Annotated in this window: 17 protein-coding genes and 1 tRNA gene; 11 read left to right on the top strand and 7 right to left on the bottom strand. The window is 62.8% G+C overall.

Annotated elements, in window-relative coordinates; all coding sequences use genetic code 11:
• Positions 1-3: 3 nt before the first annotated feature.
• Together kdpA and kdpF are read right to left on the bottom strand one after the other, a co-directional pair.
• A complete protein-coding gene (kdpA, locus tag AC1DPX_RS20580) occupies positions 4-1,707 on the bottom strand; it encodes a potassium-transporting ATPase subunit KdpA (protein WP_477239198.1) in 1,704 nt (567 codons plus the stop codon).
• A 21-nt stretch (positions 1,708-1,728) separates the two neighbouring features.
• The gene (kdpF, locus tag AC1DPX_RS20585; protein ID WP_019861144.1) at positions 1,729-1,818 is read right to left on the bottom strand and encodes a K(+)-transporting ATPase subunit F; all 90 of its coding nucleotides are present in this window, start codon (positions 1,816-1,818) and stop codon (positions 1,729-1,731) included.
• A 431-nt stretch (positions 1,819-2,249) separates the two neighbouring features.
• Here kdpF and AC1DPX_RS20590 point away from each other — a divergent pair, with 431 nt between their 5' ends.
• Positions 2,250-2,747 carry a YciE/YciF ferroxidase family protein gene (locus AC1DPX_RS20590; RefSeq protein WP_202357930.1) on the top strand — a complete coding sequence of 166 codons (498 nt, stop codon included), beginning with the start codon at positions 2,250-2,252 and terminating at the stop codon, positions 2,745-2,747.
• Positions 2,748-2,826: 79 nt separating this feature from the next.
• On the opposite strand, the gene AC1DPX_RS20595 is transcribed toward AC1DPX_RS20590, so the two are convergent.
• Positions 2,827-3,546, bottom strand: a complete 720-nt coding sequence (locus AC1DPX_RS20595; RefSeq protein WP_202357929.1) for a Crp/Fnr family transcriptional regulator — start codon at positions 3,544-3,546, stop codon at positions 2,827-2,829.
• 223 nt (positions 3,547-3,769) lie between these two features.
• Between AC1DPX_RS20595 and AC1DPX_RS20600 the strand changes: the two genes are divergently transcribed.
• Positions 3,770-4,006, top strand: coding sequence for a DUF6894 family protein (locus AC1DPX_RS20600; protein WP_202357928.1), 237 nt, complete (start codon positions 3,770-3,772; stop codon positions 4,004-4,006).
• A gap of 154 nt (positions 4,007-4,160) precedes the next feature.
• The gene (locus AC1DPX_RS20605) at positions 4,161-4,358 is read left to right on the top strand and encodes a hypothetical protein (protein WP_202357927.1); all 198 of its coding nucleotides are present in this window, start codon (positions 4,161-4,163) and stop codon (positions 4,356-4,358) included.
• A gap of 150 nt (positions 4,359-4,508) precedes the next feature.
• Here the strand turns inward: AC1DPX_RS20605 and AC1DPX_RS20610 are convergent, their stop codons facing one another.
• Entirely contained in the window at positions 4,509-4,811 is a 303-nt protein-coding gene (locus AC1DPX_RS20610; RefSeq protein WP_477239200.1) for a DUF982 domain-containing protein, read from the bottom strand.
• A 930-nt stretch (positions 4,812-5,741) separates the two neighbouring features.
• Here AC1DPX_RS20610 and AC1DPX_RS20615 point away from each other — a divergent pair.
• Complete coding sequence (locus AC1DPX_RS20615) at positions 5,742-7,244, top strand: winged helix-turn-helix domain-containing tetratricopeptide repeat protein (protein WP_477239202.1); 1,503 nt, start codon at positions 5,742-5,744, stop codon at positions 7,242-7,244.
• A gap of 70 nt (positions 7,245-7,314) precedes the next feature.
• On the opposite strand, the gene AC1DPX_RS20620 is transcribed toward AC1DPX_RS20615, so the two are convergent.
• A tRNA-Ser gene (locus tag AC1DPX_RS20620) sits at positions 7,315-7,404 on the bottom strand.
• A gap of 366 nt (positions 7,405-7,770) precedes the next feature.
• On the opposite strand from AC1DPX_RS20620, the gene AC1DPX_RS20625 reads away from it, so the two are divergent.
• The 4 genes from AC1DPX_RS20625 (at position 7,771) to AC1DPX_RS20640 (ending at position 10,688) form a co-directional block, all read left to right on the top strand.
• Complete coding sequence (locus tag AC1DPX_RS20625) at positions 7,771-8,487, top strand: hypothetical protein (RefSeq protein ID WP_477239204.1); 717 nt, start codon at positions 7,771-7,773, stop codon at positions 8,485-8,487.
• A 126-nt stretch (positions 8,488-8,613) separates the two neighbouring features.
• Positions 8,614-8,937 carry a hypothetical protein gene (locus AC1DPX_RS20630; protein WP_477239206.1) on the top strand — a complete coding sequence of 108 codons (324 nt, stop codon included), beginning with the start codon at positions 8,614-8,616 and terminating at the stop codon, positions 8,935-8,937.
• 218 nt (positions 8,938-9,155) lie between these two features.
• The gene (locus tag AC1DPX_RS20635; RefSeq protein WP_202357923.1) at positions 9,156-10,145 is read left to right on the top strand and encodes a BMP family lipoprotein; all 990 of its coding nucleotides are present in this window, start codon (positions 9,156-9,158) and stop codon (positions 10,143-10,145) included.
• A gap of 102 nt (positions 10,146-10,247) precedes the next feature.
• Positions 10,248-10,688, top strand: a complete 441-nt coding sequence (locus tag AC1DPX_RS20640; protein WP_477239208.1) for a GNAT family N-acetyltransferase — start codon at positions 10,248-10,250, stop codon at positions 10,686-10,688.
• Here the strand turns inward: AC1DPX_RS20640 and AC1DPX_RS20645 are convergent.
• The gene (locus AC1DPX_RS20645; RefSeq protein WP_477239210.1) at positions 10,683-11,075 is read right to left on the bottom strand and encodes a hypothetical protein; all 393 of its coding nucleotides are present in this window, start codon (positions 11,073-11,075) and stop codon (positions 10,683-10,685) included. The two genes, AC1DPX_RS20640 and AC1DPX_RS20645, sit on opposite strands and share 6 nt — an antisense overlap.
• A gap of 22 nt (positions 11,076-11,097) precedes the next feature.
• Positions 11,098-11,304, bottom strand: coding sequence for a SlyX family protein (locus AC1DPX_RS20650; protein WP_202359303.1), 207 nt, complete (start codon positions 11,302-11,304; stop codon positions 11,098-11,100).
• Between the two features lie 218 nt (positions 11,305-11,522).
• Between AC1DPX_RS20650 and AC1DPX_RS20655 the strand changes: the two genes are divergently transcribed.
• From AC1DPX_RS20655 to AC1DPX_RS20665, 3 genes are read left to right on the top strand one after another with little or no spacing between them, the layout of a single operon-like run.
• The gene (locus AC1DPX_RS20655) at positions 11,523-13,055 is read left to right on the top strand and encodes an ABC transporter ATP-binding protein (protein ID WP_477239212.1); all 1,533 of its coding nucleotides are present in this window, start codon (positions 11,523-11,525) and stop codon (positions 13,053-13,055) included.
• Positions 13,052-14,191: an ABC transporter permease gene (locus AC1DPX_RS20660; protein ID WP_477239214.1), complete on the top strand. Its 1,140-nt coding sequence runs from the start codon at positions 13,052-13,054 to the stop codon at positions 14,189-14,191. Before AC1DPX_RS20655 ends, AC1DPX_RS20660 begins: the two co-directional genes overlap by 4 nt.
• Before the next feature lies 1 nt (position 14,192).
• Positions 14,193-15,164, top strand: a complete 972-nt coding sequence (locus AC1DPX_RS20665) for an ABC transporter permease (RefSeq protein WP_477239216.1) — start codon at positions 14,193-14,195, stop codon at positions 15,162-15,164.
• Positions 15,165-15,197: the final 33 nt, after the last annotated feature.

The raw sequence follows: 15,197 nt of genomic DNA on the forward strand, positions 1-15,197 counted from the left end.
GCCTCAGAAGGTTTGCCCGTGGATCATCGCCAAATGCTCGATGATCGGGCCGACGGCGAGCGCCGGGAAGAAGGTGAGGCCGCCGACGATGACGATGACGCCGATCAGCAGGCCGACGAACAGCGGCCCATCGGTCGGGAAGGTGCCGGCCGAGGCCGGCACGGTCTTCTTCGCCGCCAGCGAGCCGGCGATGGCGAGCGCCGGGATGATGACCAGGAAGCGGCCCATCAGCATGCCGATGCCGATGGTGATGTTGTACCAGGGCGTGTTGCCGCTGAGGCCGCCAAAGGCCGAACCGTTGTTCGCCGCCGCCGACGTGTAGGCATAAAGCACCTCGGAGAAGCCGTGCGGACCGCCATTGGCCATCGAGGCCACGGCGCTCGGCAGGACGACGGCGATCGCCGTGAAGATCAGCATGGCGAGCGGCAGGCACAGGATGGCCAGCATCGCCATCTTGACCTCCTTGGCCTCGATCTTCTTGCCGAGATATTCGGGCGTGCGGCCAACCATCAGGCCGGCGACGAAGACGGCGACGACGATGAACATCAGGATGCCATAGAAGCCGGCGCCGACGCCGCCGACGATGACTTCGCCGAGCTGCATGTTGATCAGCGGGATCATGCCGCCGAGCGCGGTGAAGCTGTCATGCATGGCGTTGACGGCGCCGCAGGAAGCGGCCGTCGTGATGACGGCGAACAGCGCCGACAAAGCGATGCCGAAGCGGCTTTCCTTGCCTTCCATGTTGCCGCCGTCGATGCCCAGCGCATGCACCAGCGGATTGCCCGCGGCCTCCGCCCAGTAGCAGACGGCGACGCCGGCGATGAACAGGACGCCCATCGACGCCAGGATCGCCCAGCCCTGGCGCTGGTTGCCGACCATGCGGCCGAAGACATTGGTCAGCGCGGCACCCAGCGCGAAGATCGTCACCATCTGGATCAGGTTGGAGATGGCGTCGGGATTTTCGAAGGGATGCGCGGCATTGGCATTGAAGAAGCCGCCGCCATTGGTGCCGAGCATCTTGATGGCCACCTGCGAGGCGACCGGGCCGAGCGCGATGGTCTGCTTGGCGCCCTCCAGCGTGGTGGCGTCGACGTAAGGCCCAAGCGTCTGCGGCATGCCGAGCCAGACATAGACCAGTGTCAGCACGATGCAGAGCGGCAGGAGCACGTAGAGCGTGCAGCGGGTCATATCGACCCAGAAATTGCCGATCGACTTGCCCGAGGCGCGGGCGAAGCCGCGGATCAATGCGATGGCGATGGCAACGCCGGTGGCCGCCGAAACGAAATTCTGGACCGTCAGCCCGGCCATCTGCAGAAGATACGACATCGTGCTCTCGCCGCCGTAATTCTGCCAGTTGGTGTTGGTCACGAAACTGGCGGCGGTGTTGAAGGCGAGCGCCGGGTCGACCGCGCCCATGCCGGCGGGATTGTAGGGCAGACCGCCCTGCAGGCGCTGCAGGGCGTAAAGCACCAGGAACCCTGCAAGGTTGAACAAAAGCAAAGCCACCGCATAGGCGGTCCAGTGCTGTTCCTCGCGCTCGCTGGTGCCGCAAATGCGGTAGAGCCCGCGCTCGAGCGGGCCGAAGATCGGTGAAAGCAGCGTGCGATCGCCGTTGAAGACGCGGTGCATGTAGAAGCCCAGTGGCTTCGTCAGCAAAACGATGATCCCGCAGAAGACCAGGATCTGTATCCAACCGTTCAGTGTCATGGCTGTGGCTTTCCCGTGCCTTCAGAAGCGTTCTGGACGAACGAGGGCGTATGTGAGGTAGGCGAGCAGGAACAAGGTCACGCCACCACCGAGGATGTAATCGAAAAGCATGGTTCGATCCTTCAGTTCAAATTCTGTCGCAGGCTTTGACGTAAACCAAGGACAGGACAAAAAACAAAACCCCTATCCCGAGAACAATGATGTCCATTGTGCTTGTTCCTTGCTTTCACTTTGCTATTCGCGCCTGCCGGAGGCAGGTCGGCAATTACCTGAAAACGGCGCGCCGCATTGCGATTGGCGGCGTCCGACGTTTTTCCCAGGTGGAATATGGACCCGATCGCCATAAAGGTTCGAGACGGCGCGGGGCGGAAAGAAATAGGAATTTTATAAAGGTTTTTGCCAGGCCGTCGCTGTTGGGCGAGATGGCGTCTCCTGAGGATTTGCTGGGTTGGACCGCTCGACCGCGCTGTGCGGCGCGAATGGAACAAATCATCCTGCAGGAGATTGTCGGCCTGAGGGTTCACGCATCAAAGGATACGACCATGGCAAAGCAGAAAATGCTCGACGACCTGTTTCACGACACGCTGAAGGACATCTATTTCGCCGAAAAAAAGATACTGGCGACGCTGCCGAAAATGGCAAAGGCCGCGCAAAGCGCCGAACTGAAGGCTGCTTTCGAAAAGCACCGCACCGAGACCGAGGGCCATGTCGCGAGACTGGAAAAAGTCTTCGGTGTGATCGGCAAGAAGCCGGTCGGCAAGACCTGCGCGGCCATCATGGGCATCACCGAGGAAGGCGCCGAGATCATGGAGGAATACAAGGGATCTCCCGCGCTCGACGCCGGCCTGCTGGCCGCCGCGCAAGCGGTTGAGCACTACGAGATCTCACGCTATGGCACGCTGAGGACCTGGGCCGGTGAACTCGGCCTGAACGACGCCGTGACGCTTCTCGAAGCGACGCTGAAGGAAGAGAAGGCCACGGACGAGGCGCTGACCACGATCGCCGAGTCGGCAGTGAACATCGCCGCCGAAGCGGCGTAAATCTGTAGAGATCGGTAGCCGCCCCTAAGGTGTGTTGAGATTCAGGTCAGGCCGTCATCCCCTGAATATCAACGCACCTTTAGCGTGGCTCCCGCATCATGCTGAGATAGGTCGGGTCAAACTCGGCGATTTCCTGCAGGCGGTGCCAGTCCAGAATGGTCACCGTGTGGTTTGCCCAGCTGACGACGCCGACCTTGCGCAGGGCGCCGATGACCCGGTTCATGTGGACCACGGACAGGCCGAGAACATCGGCCAGTTCAGCCTGCGAGAGCGGCAGGTGAAAGCTCATGCCGTTGGTTCGCTGCACCACCTGCAGCCGCACGAAGAGTTCGCACACGAGGTGGGCCAGATGCGAGGTCTTTGAGCGCCGACCCATGGCGACGATCCATTCGCGATGGATGGCACCGTCGACCAGCGTATCCAGCCACAACAACCGTGTCAGATGCGGCGCCTGCTCGGTGATGGCGCGAAGCCGGCTATGGTCCGCGAACATGACATGACAAGGCGACAGAGCGACGATGCCGTGATCCATGGTCTTCAGCAGGAAGGCGTGGAGATCGACGAAGTCGCCGGGCACCTGCAACGACGTGAACTGCCGGCCGCCATTCTCCAGCACCTTGTAGCGCGCCGCCAGCCCGTCGAGGATCAGCGTCGAATAGGTCGGCCGCGACCCCGATGCGACGATGTCCTGGCCGGTGGCGAAGTGCCTCTCGAAGGTCATCGCCCCGGCCAGCAGCGCCTTCTCGGCGTCCGACAGCGAGTCATGCTGGCCCAGGTTCAGATAGAGGGATTCAAGCACCGCAATCTCCGGCGAAAGGGCTTTGGCAGCCGATCGCCATCTTGTTCTGTCGCAAGCAAAGGCGGCTGCGGCTGCACTAAGCCCTTTCGCCGCTGATAAGCATTAACATTTGTTAGAGCCTGCTTGTTCCACGGCAAATGCCACCATTTATGGAACAACTGCGTGGCCTGCGAATTGTCGGTTGAATATCTCGCCATTTCAGCAGCCTGAGGTTCAGCCCATCATGCCTCGATATTATCTTGACCTCTACAATGGCGACGGTCTGACGGTCGATGATGACGGCCAGGTCTTCGAGACGCGCGAGCGCATGCGGCGCGAAGCCATCCGCATCCTGCCTGACATCGTCCGCGACGAGATCATCGAAAACGACCACACCGCCATCACCGTGAAGGTACGCGACGAGGACGGGCGCCAGATATTCCAGGCGTCGCTCGTCGTCTCGTCAGGCTGGTGTGACTGACATTTCTCCATCCCGGACATCGATGACAAAAGTCTTCCGACCATCATTTGTAATCGCCGCCCCCGCCGCAACGCTGCACCATGCGGGGCCGGAAGATGATGGAGGCGGCGGTTTGTTCGCAACCAACGCCGCTTCGGAATGGAGCTAGCAGCACATGGTCCGTGCAAAAGTAGACACCCAGCGCGACGAACGCGCCAAACGTGAATCGCAGATCGTGATCGACGCCGAGCGGGCGGCCCGCGAAGCAAAGACAGCCAGGCTGAGAGAGCTGCGCCTCGCAGCGCAGTCATCGCAAGAGGCCGACGTGGCGAGGCCCAAGCCGACACGTCGGCGCACGCCTTCGAAAGGTTGATCGCCCACAACCGCTGGGCAAACATCACCGGTGGACAACGTGATCCCTGCGATCGTCTTGCAATAAGGCGAAAGCCCGACTCGGGGAGGCCAAGCCGGGCTTTCGGTGATGGCGGCGTTGGCCGCCGAGACGCGAGATAGTCTCAAAAACTCAGGCGGCGTAGCCGCCATAACCGCGCGCGACGGCGCGCGCCACGATGACCGGCTCGATCTCTGGCCAGAGGATGCCGGTCGCCCGCGCGAACTCGACGAGCGCATGGCGCGCCTCGTCCCGGGTGATGCAGCCCTCCAGCGCAAGGTCACACGCCTCGACGGCATTGCGATAAAGCGGGCCACGGCGCGAGGTCGTCCAATCGGTCAGGAAATCGTGCATTTCGGCCAGCGAGGCAATCTCGCGCTTGAAGCCAAGGCCGACGGTGAGCGCCACAGGCGAATGAAACAGCTTGTCGTACATGAAACGGCTCCTGATTATCGCAGCGCCAGGAGAAATATCCGGGCTGGTCCACGGACGGGACGCCGTGAAACGCGCGGAGGGGGCGGAGGTTCCGGATGGACGCTTCTATTCCTGGCTGCTCCGCAACAAGGGGCATTGCCGCACGGCGATTTCGGCCCATGGCACGACAAGCAGGAAGGCCTTTCCCGCAGCATGGCTCATCAATGCGTGGCGTGGGTTACCGGCGAGGACGCTTCGTTTGTTTAGGAGAGCGGTCGGCAAGGAAACCCGCGCTCGCGCGGCGCGCGCAGGCGGGTCCAGGGCCGCGCATATAGTGAAGCTCTGGTCGGTAGTGCGGTGCAATGAATTCGCGAAAGGCTGATGCCAACCGATTGATTACAGCCAGACGTCCTGTGACCCAATCTCTGCAAGAAGCCGCTGGATGAGGCTGTTCAATTCCGACCCACAGTCTCGTCGCCATCGAGGTGGTTCCCTATGATCTTGTGATGGCCGGCGGACATGATCGCAAAATCCGCGACGCTGAAGCCGCCGCCGATAAGGTTTCGGCTGGTGGAGCGCTTGAGCAGAAGACCGAATTGTTTTGAGCCGCAGTCAAAAACCGCCACGAGGGCGGCACGGGGGCGGCCACCCCCAGGGCGATGGCCAAGAACACTGCCACAAGCCCGAACAGAAGCTTACGCGACATCATTGTCCCAACCTCACACGCCGGTGTCGATATGAAACAGCGTCTTAGCGCCCGGCATTGCCTGGAGCTGTGGCAGCAAGAACCGTGCCACGCTTGCCTCGCATGCTTCATGGAGAGATAGGCGTGTCGGCTCTCTTTGAAGAAAACCGGCCAGGCCTTGGCTCGACAACCGTCGCAACGGTTTCTGGCTCTGGAGGCGGTGCCAAACCTGTTCCGAAAAGCTCCGAAACGTCTAGTATGCCCATATGCAGGGCACTCGCGTCGCTTTTGGTCCGTTCCTACTCGATCCCGACATCGGGACGCTCCTTAAGGAGCAGGTCCCGATCGCTGTTGGGCATCGTGGGCTGACACTGCTTGCCGCGCTTACGGCCCGGCCCGGTGAGATCCTGACCAAGGCCGAGCTGATGGACGCTGCCTGGCCGGGCACCGCCGTCGAGGAAGGCAACCTTACCGTCCAAATCGCGGCACTGAGAAAGGCACTCGGTCCGGCTGACAAAGGCGGCGAGTGGATCGCCACTGTGCCCCGCGTCGGCTACCGCTTCACCGGGACTGTCGAGCCGGTGGCGAGCGCACCCCCCAGACAGATACCACCGGCCGGCAAGCCGTCGATTGCAGTGCTGCCTTTTGCCAATTTGAGTGGCGATCAGGACCAGCAATATCTCAGCGACGGCATAACCGAGGACATAATTACGGAGCTGGCCAGGTTCCGCTCCCTCCTCGTCATCGCCCGCAATTCATCTTTTCAGTTTCGCCATCCGGCATTGGACATTGCCGAAGTCCATCGCAAACTGGGCGTTCGCTACCTCGTCGAAGGCAGCATCCGAAAGCTCGGTGATCGCATTCGGATCACCACACAGTTGATTGACGCCGCCACCGGCACCCACCTGTGGGCTCAAAGGTACGATCGGGGCCTCGACGACATCTTCGCTTTGCAGGACGAGGTTGCGGCCCTTATCGCCTCGATGGTCGAAGGCCAGGCGGAGGCCGATTCGGCGAGCCGGACCAGGCGCAAGCTTCCGGCCGATTGGGACGCATACGACTACTACCTGCAGGGGCGCGCGCACTTCCACCGTTATGAGATGGACATGTCCGAGCCCCTGTTCGTCCGGTGTGTCGAGCTCGATTCGACGTTCGCTCAAGGCCACGCCTTCCTCGCGCAGGCCCTCGTCGGCAGATTTTGGTACGACAACGATCCGCGGACGCTGCAGAAGGCCTGGAACGCGGCACAAACGGCGCTCGCTTTCGACAGGAGCGATGGCGTCTGTCACCAGAGCATGGGGCTGGTGCTTACGCACATGCGCCAGCACGGCGATGCCGGAGTGCATTTCGAGCAAGCGCGCTCGCTGAACCCCCTGGACGTGAACATAGCGGGTGACTACGCAAGCTGGCTCAACTACGGCGGACGGGCCGAGATGGCGCTGAACGTGCTCGAAACCGCGCTCCTGCGCGACCCCTTACCTCCGATATGGTTCTGGGAGGTGAAGGGCAGCTCCCTCTTCCTGCTTGGCAGATACTCGGAAGCCGTCGCTTCGTATCAGAAGGCTGGTGACCATTTCTTCATTCATGCCTTCCTCGCAGCGGCATACGCACATCTGGGCGAGACGCAGAAGGCGCGTGCCGCAGTCGAGGAAGCACTGACGAGGAAACACGACCTGACCGTCCGGCTGATTTCAGGTCTACCGTTCGCCGACCAAGTCGCCCTCGAACTTTTCACGTCAGGCTTCAGAAAGGCCGGTTTTCCCGCGTGAGACGCATTGGGAAGGAGGCAAGCGACGTCGACAACTATCTTACAAAATCGATACGTTAGGCGAAAAAAACTGGCGGAGAGAGCGGGATTCGAACCCGCGTTACGGTCTCCCGTAAACACACTTTCCAGGCGTGCGCCTTCAACCACTCGGCCACCTCTCCGTCCTTGCCTTCGCGCCGGCCGGTTTCGCCGCGCGGGTTGGGGAGATGCATCTCCTTTGGGGCTGCGGCGCGGAGTGTCCGCGCCTGGATGCCGCCCAACCAGCGGACATCCTTCCCCGGCACCTGAGCCGTCGAAGCAACAGGCGCGGGGCTCATCTAGTCGATCCCGCGCCGAATGCCAAGCCATAAGCGCAGTCTATTCGCTTTGCCGGCCACATGGTGTTCGCAATCCCGCCGCCGCGCATGTTTGCGGGGTGTCGGCCCCGAATGATGTGCACAGGCAAGGCAGCAAGGCCGGCCGCGCTTGACTTCCCTGCTGGTCGCGCGTCGAGTGAAGCAGAGGCCGTGCGGGGGCATTGTCCGGACATGACATCAAGCAGCGAACAACCGGGCAGTGGGCAGGCGCCAGCCGGCCGCCCAGGCGACCTTTTCTACGTCCCGGTGGGCTGGCTCATCTTCGTCATGGCGTGGTCGGTCTACGGCCTTACGTCGGCCTGGTGGCTGGTCGGCAATTCCGACCTGCCGGACAAGGTCTTCTATTTCTTTTTTGGCGGGCTCGTCGCCAACATCATCACCATCCTGTGGGGGCTATACCTGCTCGGCCTCGCCTTTGGCCGTTCGGGGCGCTTCCCCCGCCATTTCACCATCTGGCAGATCGCCACCATCGTCTGGGTGCTGGCGAGACAGGCCTATATGCTGACCGTGCCGGAATTCGTCTTCACCGCCAGGAGCCTCGGCATCACCGCCATCGAGATCGGCATCGGCCTGCTTTGCATCTACCTGTTGCGCCCCGGCTCCGGCGCCGGCACCGTCTACGCCAGGCCGCAAACAGAGGCGCCGCCGGTCTTCGTTTCCATCATCGCCGCCCTGCTCGGCATCATTCTCGGCGCCGTCATCGGCGCCCTGGTTGGCTTCTTCGCCGGCTCGGTGATCGCCGATGTCGCCGAGGTGAGCTGCTTCGAGGGCGGCTGCGGCTATTTCGCCGCCTTCATCGGCCTGGCCGGGCTGGTGGTCGGCGCCATTGGCGGCGGCATTCTCGCCGTCTGGTTCGTCCATCGGCGCAGGCGCAAGCCTGCGGCATAGGGACGGCCTGGCCTTCAAATTCGCGTATCGCGGTTGCGGGCAAGCCAGACGCATTCTATTTCTCGTTTCGGGACACGTGCCGGAGATTGCTGGGAAAGCGTCCAGGATCGGCCGGGGGAGAGCTTGATGTTTCGCTTCATTTTTCGTCTAGCGGCCATGATCGCGCTGTCGGTCTCCGTCATCATGGCGGTGCTCGACACGACGCGCACCGTGGCGGCCTCGGCGCTCGTGCTGACCCCGCTCAACGCCAGCTGGCTGGCCGTCTCGCCGGACACGCGGGCCGCCTTCGAAACCTTCATCCGCGCCAAGGCCAGTCCGCTTTTGTGGGACGGCTTCATCGCCTGGGTGCTCAACCAGCCGGGATTTGCCGTGTTCGCGGTGCTGGCTTTCCTGCTTTACGCCATCGGCTACAGGCGCCAGCGGCGCACGGACCAATTCGCCGCCAACTGATCGGCAGGGGCAATCGGCAAAGATCAAGTTGCGGCGCGGCCCGCCCGTGGCACGCTTTTCCAAAAGGTCAAAATTCCGCGTGAATTTTGTTTCGGGCCGTGCCAGATTGCCCAGGAGCGGGAGGGGAATACACTCCTGGCTGACGTCGCATGCCTGCCGGAGAACCGGGCAGGCAGGCGGTGCGTAACGGAAAAAATAACCGACAGGGTGTGGATCACATGAAACGTATCGTTCTCGGCCTCCTGGCCGCAACCGCAATGGTTCTTCCGGCTTTCGCCGCGGATGTCCAGCCGGCCATCCTCTATGATCTGGGCGGCAAGTTCGACAAATCCTTCAACGAGGCTGCCTTCCATGGCGCCGAGAAGTTCAAGACCGAGACCGGCGTCGCCTATGTCGAGTTCGAAGTGTCCAACGCTTCACAGCGCGAGCAGGCGCTGCGCCGCTTCGCCGAGGATGGCCGTAACCCGATCGTCATGGCCGGTTTTGCCTGGGAAGATGCCCTCAAGGCGGTCGCAAAGGATTATCCCGACCTGAACTTCGCCATCATCGACGACGCCGTCGACATGCCCAATGTCCGCTCGCTGGTGTTCAAGGAGAATGAAGGCTCCTATCTGGTCGGCATCCTGGCAGGGATGGCCTCGAAGTCCAAGAAGGTCTCCTTCATCGGCGGCATGGACATCCCGCTGATCCGCAAGTTCGAATGCGGCTATGTCGGCGGCGCCAAGGCCGCCGGTGCGACCGACGTCATCCAGAACATGACCGGCGACACGCCGGCTGCCTGGAACGACCCGGCCAAGGGCGGTGAGATCGCCAAGACGCAGATCGACCAGGGTTCCGACGTGGTCTACGCCGCGGCCGGCGGCACCGGCGTCGGCGTGCTGCAGGCGGCGGCGGATGCCGGCAAGCTCGGCATCGGCGTCGATTCCAACCAGAACGGCCTGCAGCCCGGCAAGGTGCTGACCTCGATGCTGAAGCGCGTCGACGTTGCCGTCTACACCGCCTTCATGGACGGCAAGAACGGCACCTTCAAGGGCGGCGTGCAGAATCTCGGCCTCAAGGAAGGCGGCGTCGACTACGCCATGGACGACAACAACAAGGCGCTGGTGACGGACGAGATGAAGGCGGCGGTCGAGAAGGCCAAGGCCGACATCATCGCCGGCAAGATCCAGGTGCACGACTACACGGCTGACAACGCCTGCCCATATTGATCGGGAGACACTGATTTGCGAACCGCCGGGCCTTGTCCCGGCGGTTTTGTTTTTGGGAGACTTCTGACCACCGAGGCAAAAGTGGCGCCGATCATAGAACCCATGACCGAACGCGACGTCGAACCAATGGCGCGATTGCGCGTTGCCGCCTTTTTCGAAGGCAGCGCAAGGACGCCGGACGAGGACGCCGCCGGGCTGCGCGCGCTACTGGCGGGGGACGGCTTCGAGACGGCGCTGGTGGCCCGGATCGGCGACGCATCGGTCGGCACATGCCTGCTGGTGCGCCACGAATTGGAACCGGCGCACGACCTGACGCCATGGTTGGCCGGCTTGGTCGTCGATCGCCATCACCGCAACAAGGGGATCGGCCGCGCGCTGGTCGCGGCCGTCGAAGCGTATGCGGCGTCGATCGGTGTGGGCAGGCTCTACCTCTATACGTGGGAAGCGCGCAATTTCTATTCCGGGCTCGGCTGGGCAGTCGTCGAGCCGTTCGAGCATGACGGCCATCCGATGCTGCTGATGGCACGCGACCTCCGGCTATAGCCGACCCACCAGATAGCCCAACGCGAAAACAGCGATCAGCACGACGGCGACGACAAATCCGCGCCGGCCGCCAGGCGAATGCACGCCAACGCCGTAGGGCGGGCGCGACAGGCTTCGGATCACCGGCTTGGCATCATTGGCCAGTCCAACGCTGCGCATCTGCGGCAATTCGGCGAGGCGTTGCGTAACCAGCGCCCAGTGATTGGCGGGCAAGGCAGGCTTTTCGGCCCGGTCGAACATGTGCATGCGTTCGGCAAGCTGCAGCACGGCGTCGCGGAAGGCAGGGTCTATCTCCAGATCGCGCTCGGCCCGTTCGCGGTCTGTATCGTTCATCAGGCCGAGCACATAGTCGCCAGCCCGAGCGATGCGATCCCTTTCACCGACCATGGCTTGTACCCTCCCCTCGTCCTTACCAATGCGGCGGCTTGGTTATCGGCACATCGGGCGCCGCCTGCTCCTCCAGCGCCAGGAAGCGGTCGGTCAGCGCGTCGAGCTTGCGCTGCAGGCGCTCGATCACCGTCCACTGCTCGGCGATCTGCCCCGACAGTTCCTCTATGGTCTTTTCCTGCTCGGCGGCGCGGATTTCCAGCGTCGTCAGCCGGTCGGCGGGCATGATCATGCGCGGTCCCTGATGTTGCACCACAATGCCTTGCATGGTGGTGCGAATTTCGACGTCGTCATATTAGCGAATATGAAGCCTGCGGACACGTTGGAAATTGACAAGCACACCGGGATTTGCCGAGAGTGGATACTGCTCCGGCCAATTGGCATGGGCGGGGCGTCATGCTAGGCATTTTGACCAAGCGATAAAAAAATAAGAGTGGGACTGGCTGCATGGCGCAAGCCGCAATCGAACTGATCGGCATCAACAAGAGTTTTGGCGCCGTGCGCGCCAACCGCGACATCAATCTGGAGATCGCGCGCGGCACCATCCACGGCATCGTCGGCGAGAACGGCGCCGGCAAGTCGACGCTGATGTCGATCCTCTACGGTTTCTACCAGGCCGACAGCGGCGAGATCCACGTCGGCGGCAAGCCGGCGTCGATCAAGACACCCAACGACGCGATCGCGCTCGGCATCGGCATGGTGCACCAGCATTTCATGCTGGTCGACAATTTCTCGGTGCTGGAGAACATCATTCTCGGCGCCGAAAGCGACGCCCTCTTGAAAAGCAGCATCGCCAAGGCGCGCTCGGAACTCGAGCGGCTGGAGCGCGAATACGGGCTCGAAGTCGACCCCGACGCCATCATCGAGGAACTGCCGGTCGGCCTGCAGCAGCGCGTCGAAATTCTCAAGGCGCTTTATCGCGGCGCCGAGATCCTGATCCTCGACGAGCCGACGGGCGTCTTGACGCCGGCCGAGGCCGACCACCTGTTCCGCATCCTCAAGCAGTTGAAGGAACAGGGAAAGACGGTGGTGCTGATCACCCACAAGCTGCGCGAGATCATGGCCATTACCGACAATGTCTCGGTCATGCGCCAGGGCACGATGGTGGCGACGCGCGAAACCAGCAAGACGACGGTGGGCGAACTGGCCGAACTGATGGTCGGGCGCCGCGTGCTGCTTCGGGTCGAAAAGGGCGAAGCCGAAGCCGGCGCCGTCAAGCTCGCGGTCAAGAACCTGACGGTGAAGGATTCGCGTGGCGTCACCATGGTCGACGATATCTCCTTTGACCTGCGCGCCGGCGAGATCGTCGGCATTGCCGGTGTCGCCGGCAACGGCCAATCCGAGCTGCTCGAGGCGATTTCCGGCATCAGGCACGCGGTTTCCGGCTCCGTCATGCTGGACGGCAAGCCGATCGATCTCACGGGCAAGGCCGACCCCGGCGAACTGCGCGACCGCGGGCTGGCGCATGTGCCGGAAGATCGCCACCATGTCGGGCTGGTGCTGGCCTTCGAGGAGAACGAGAACTCGATCCTCGGCTATCACGACGACCCCCGCTATCTCAAAGGGCCGTTCCTCAATGTCGATGCCATCATGGCCGATGCCAAGGACAAGATCGAGAAATACGACATTCGGCCAAGCAATCCGCGCCTGAAGACTGCGAATTTCTCCGGCGGCAACCAGCAGAAGATCGTGCTCGCGCGGGAGATGGAGCAGGATCCCGGCGTGCTGATCGTCGGCCAGCCGACACGCGGCGTCGATGTCGGCGCCATCGAATTCATCCACAAGCGCCTGATCGCCATGCGCGACCAGGGCAAGGCGGTGCTGGTGGTGTCGGTCGAGCTCGACGAGATCCGTTCGCTGTCCGACCGCATCCTGGTGATGTTCGCCGGCCGCATCGTCGGCGAACGCGGCCCGGAGGCGACCGAGGGCGAACTGGGCCTGTTGATGGCGGGTGTCGAGCGCCAGGAGGCCGCGGAATGAGCACCCCTTACGCCAAATTGCCGGCCTGGGCCGATTATGGGCTGATCCCGCTGATCAACCTGGCGGTGGCATTCATCGTCGCCGGCTTCGTCGTGCTCCTGGTCGGCGAGAACCCGTTCCGCGCCGCCGTCGTCCTGGTCGAGGGCGCCTTTGGCAAAGGGACAGGCATCGCCTTCACCCTCTTCTATGCCACCACCTTCATCTTCACCGGACTTTCGGTGGCGGTGGCGGCGCATTGCGGCCTGTTCAACATCGGCACCGAGGGACAGGCCTACATAGCCGGCCTGGGCATCGCCATCGTCTGCCTGTCCTTCGACAGCACGCTGCCCTGGTGGCTGACATTTCCGATGGCCATCGTCGCTTCGGCGCTTGTCGGTGCCTTGTGGGCGCTGATCCCCGCCTACCTTCAGGCCAGGCGCGGCTCGCACATCGTCATCACCACCATCATGTTCAATTTCATCGCCGCCTCGATCATGGTCTATCTGCTGGTCGGACCATTGAAGCCAGCGGGGTCGCAAGCGCCGCAAACCCGCAACTTCTTCGCCGGTGCCGAACTGCCGAAACTCAACTGGATCATCGAGCTGTTCGGCGCCAAGATCCGCTCGGCGCCGCTCAACGTCACCTTCCTGCTGGCGCTGCTCATGGCCTTCCTGGTCTGGCTGCTGATCTGGCGCACCAAGCTCGGCTATGAGATGCGCACCTACGGCCACAGCCCCAAGGCGGCGCGCTATGCCGGCATTTCGGAAACCCGCATCATCATCACCGCGATGATGATCTCCGGCGCGCTCGCCGGCATGATGGCGCTCAATCCGGTGATGGGCGACCAGCACAATGTCGCGATCGACTTCGTCTCCGGCGCCGGCTTCGTCGGCATCGCCGTGGCCCTGATGGGACGTCTGCACCCGGTCGGCATCGTACTGGCGGCGATCCTGTTCGGCATGCTCTATCAGGGCGGCGCCGAACTCGCCTTCGAGATGCCGGCGATCAGCCGCGACATGATCGTCATCATCCAGGGCCTGGTGATCCTGTTCGCCGGAGCGCTCGAACACATGTTCAGGCCTTACATCCAGGCCCTGTTCGCCTCGTTCAGTCCAAGGTCGGTCGGCATGGAAGCGGTCAAGGGAAAGGGCGCCTGAGATGGATGTCTTTATCGCCATCGTGCAGATACTGGACTCGACCATCCGCTTGTCGGTGCCATTGCTGCTTGCCTGCCTCGCCGGCCTCTTTTCCGAGCGCTCCGGCATCTTCGACATCGGGCTGGAAGGCAAGATGCTGGTCGGCGCCTTCGCCGGCGCCGCGGCTGCTTCCGTCTTCCATTCGGCCTTTGTCGGCCTCGGCATGGCAATCCTGATCTCGGTCGCCTTCGCGATGGTGCACGGCTTCGCCTCGATCACCCACCGCGGCAACCAGATCGTGTCCGGCGTGGCGATCAATTTCATCGCCGCCGGCTCGACCATCATCCTCGGTCAGGCCTGGTTCCAGCAGGGCGGGCGCACGCCGGCGCTGCAGCCGGGCGAGCGGTTCGACGCGATTGTCTGGCCCGGCGCCGAGGCGGTCAGGGACGTTCCGATCATCGGGCCGATCTATGCGGAACTGATCTCAGGCCATTCGCTGCTGGTCTACCTCGCCTTCCTGATGGTGCCGTTCACCTGGTGGGTGCTGTTCCGCACCCGCTTCGGCCTCAGATTGCGCGCCGTCGGCGAGAATCCGGCCGCTGTCGACACCGCCGGCATTTCGGTCGCCTGGCTGCGCTACCGCGCCCTGATCTGCACCGGCATCCTCACCGGCGTCGCTGGCGCTTATCTGTCGATGGTGCAGAATGGCGGCTTCGTGAAGGACATGACCGCCGGCAAGGGCTATATCGCGCTGGCAGCACTCATCTTCGCCAAATGGAAGCCTGTCAACGCCATGTTCGCCTGCCTGTTGTTCGGCTTCCTTGACGCTGCGGCGATCCGCCTGCAGGGCTCGCCGCTGCCGATCATCGGCAAGGTGCCGGTGCAGTTCATGCAGGCCTTGCCCTATATCCTCACCGTCATCCTGCTTGCCGGTTTCATCGGCAAGGCCATCCCGCCGCGCGCCGGCGGTGTGCCCTACGTCAAGGAACGCTGAACGTCGGCGGCCCAGCGAAAGCGCCGGGTTTTG

The organism is Mesorhizobium sp. 01N446 (genome assembly GCF_056399285.1).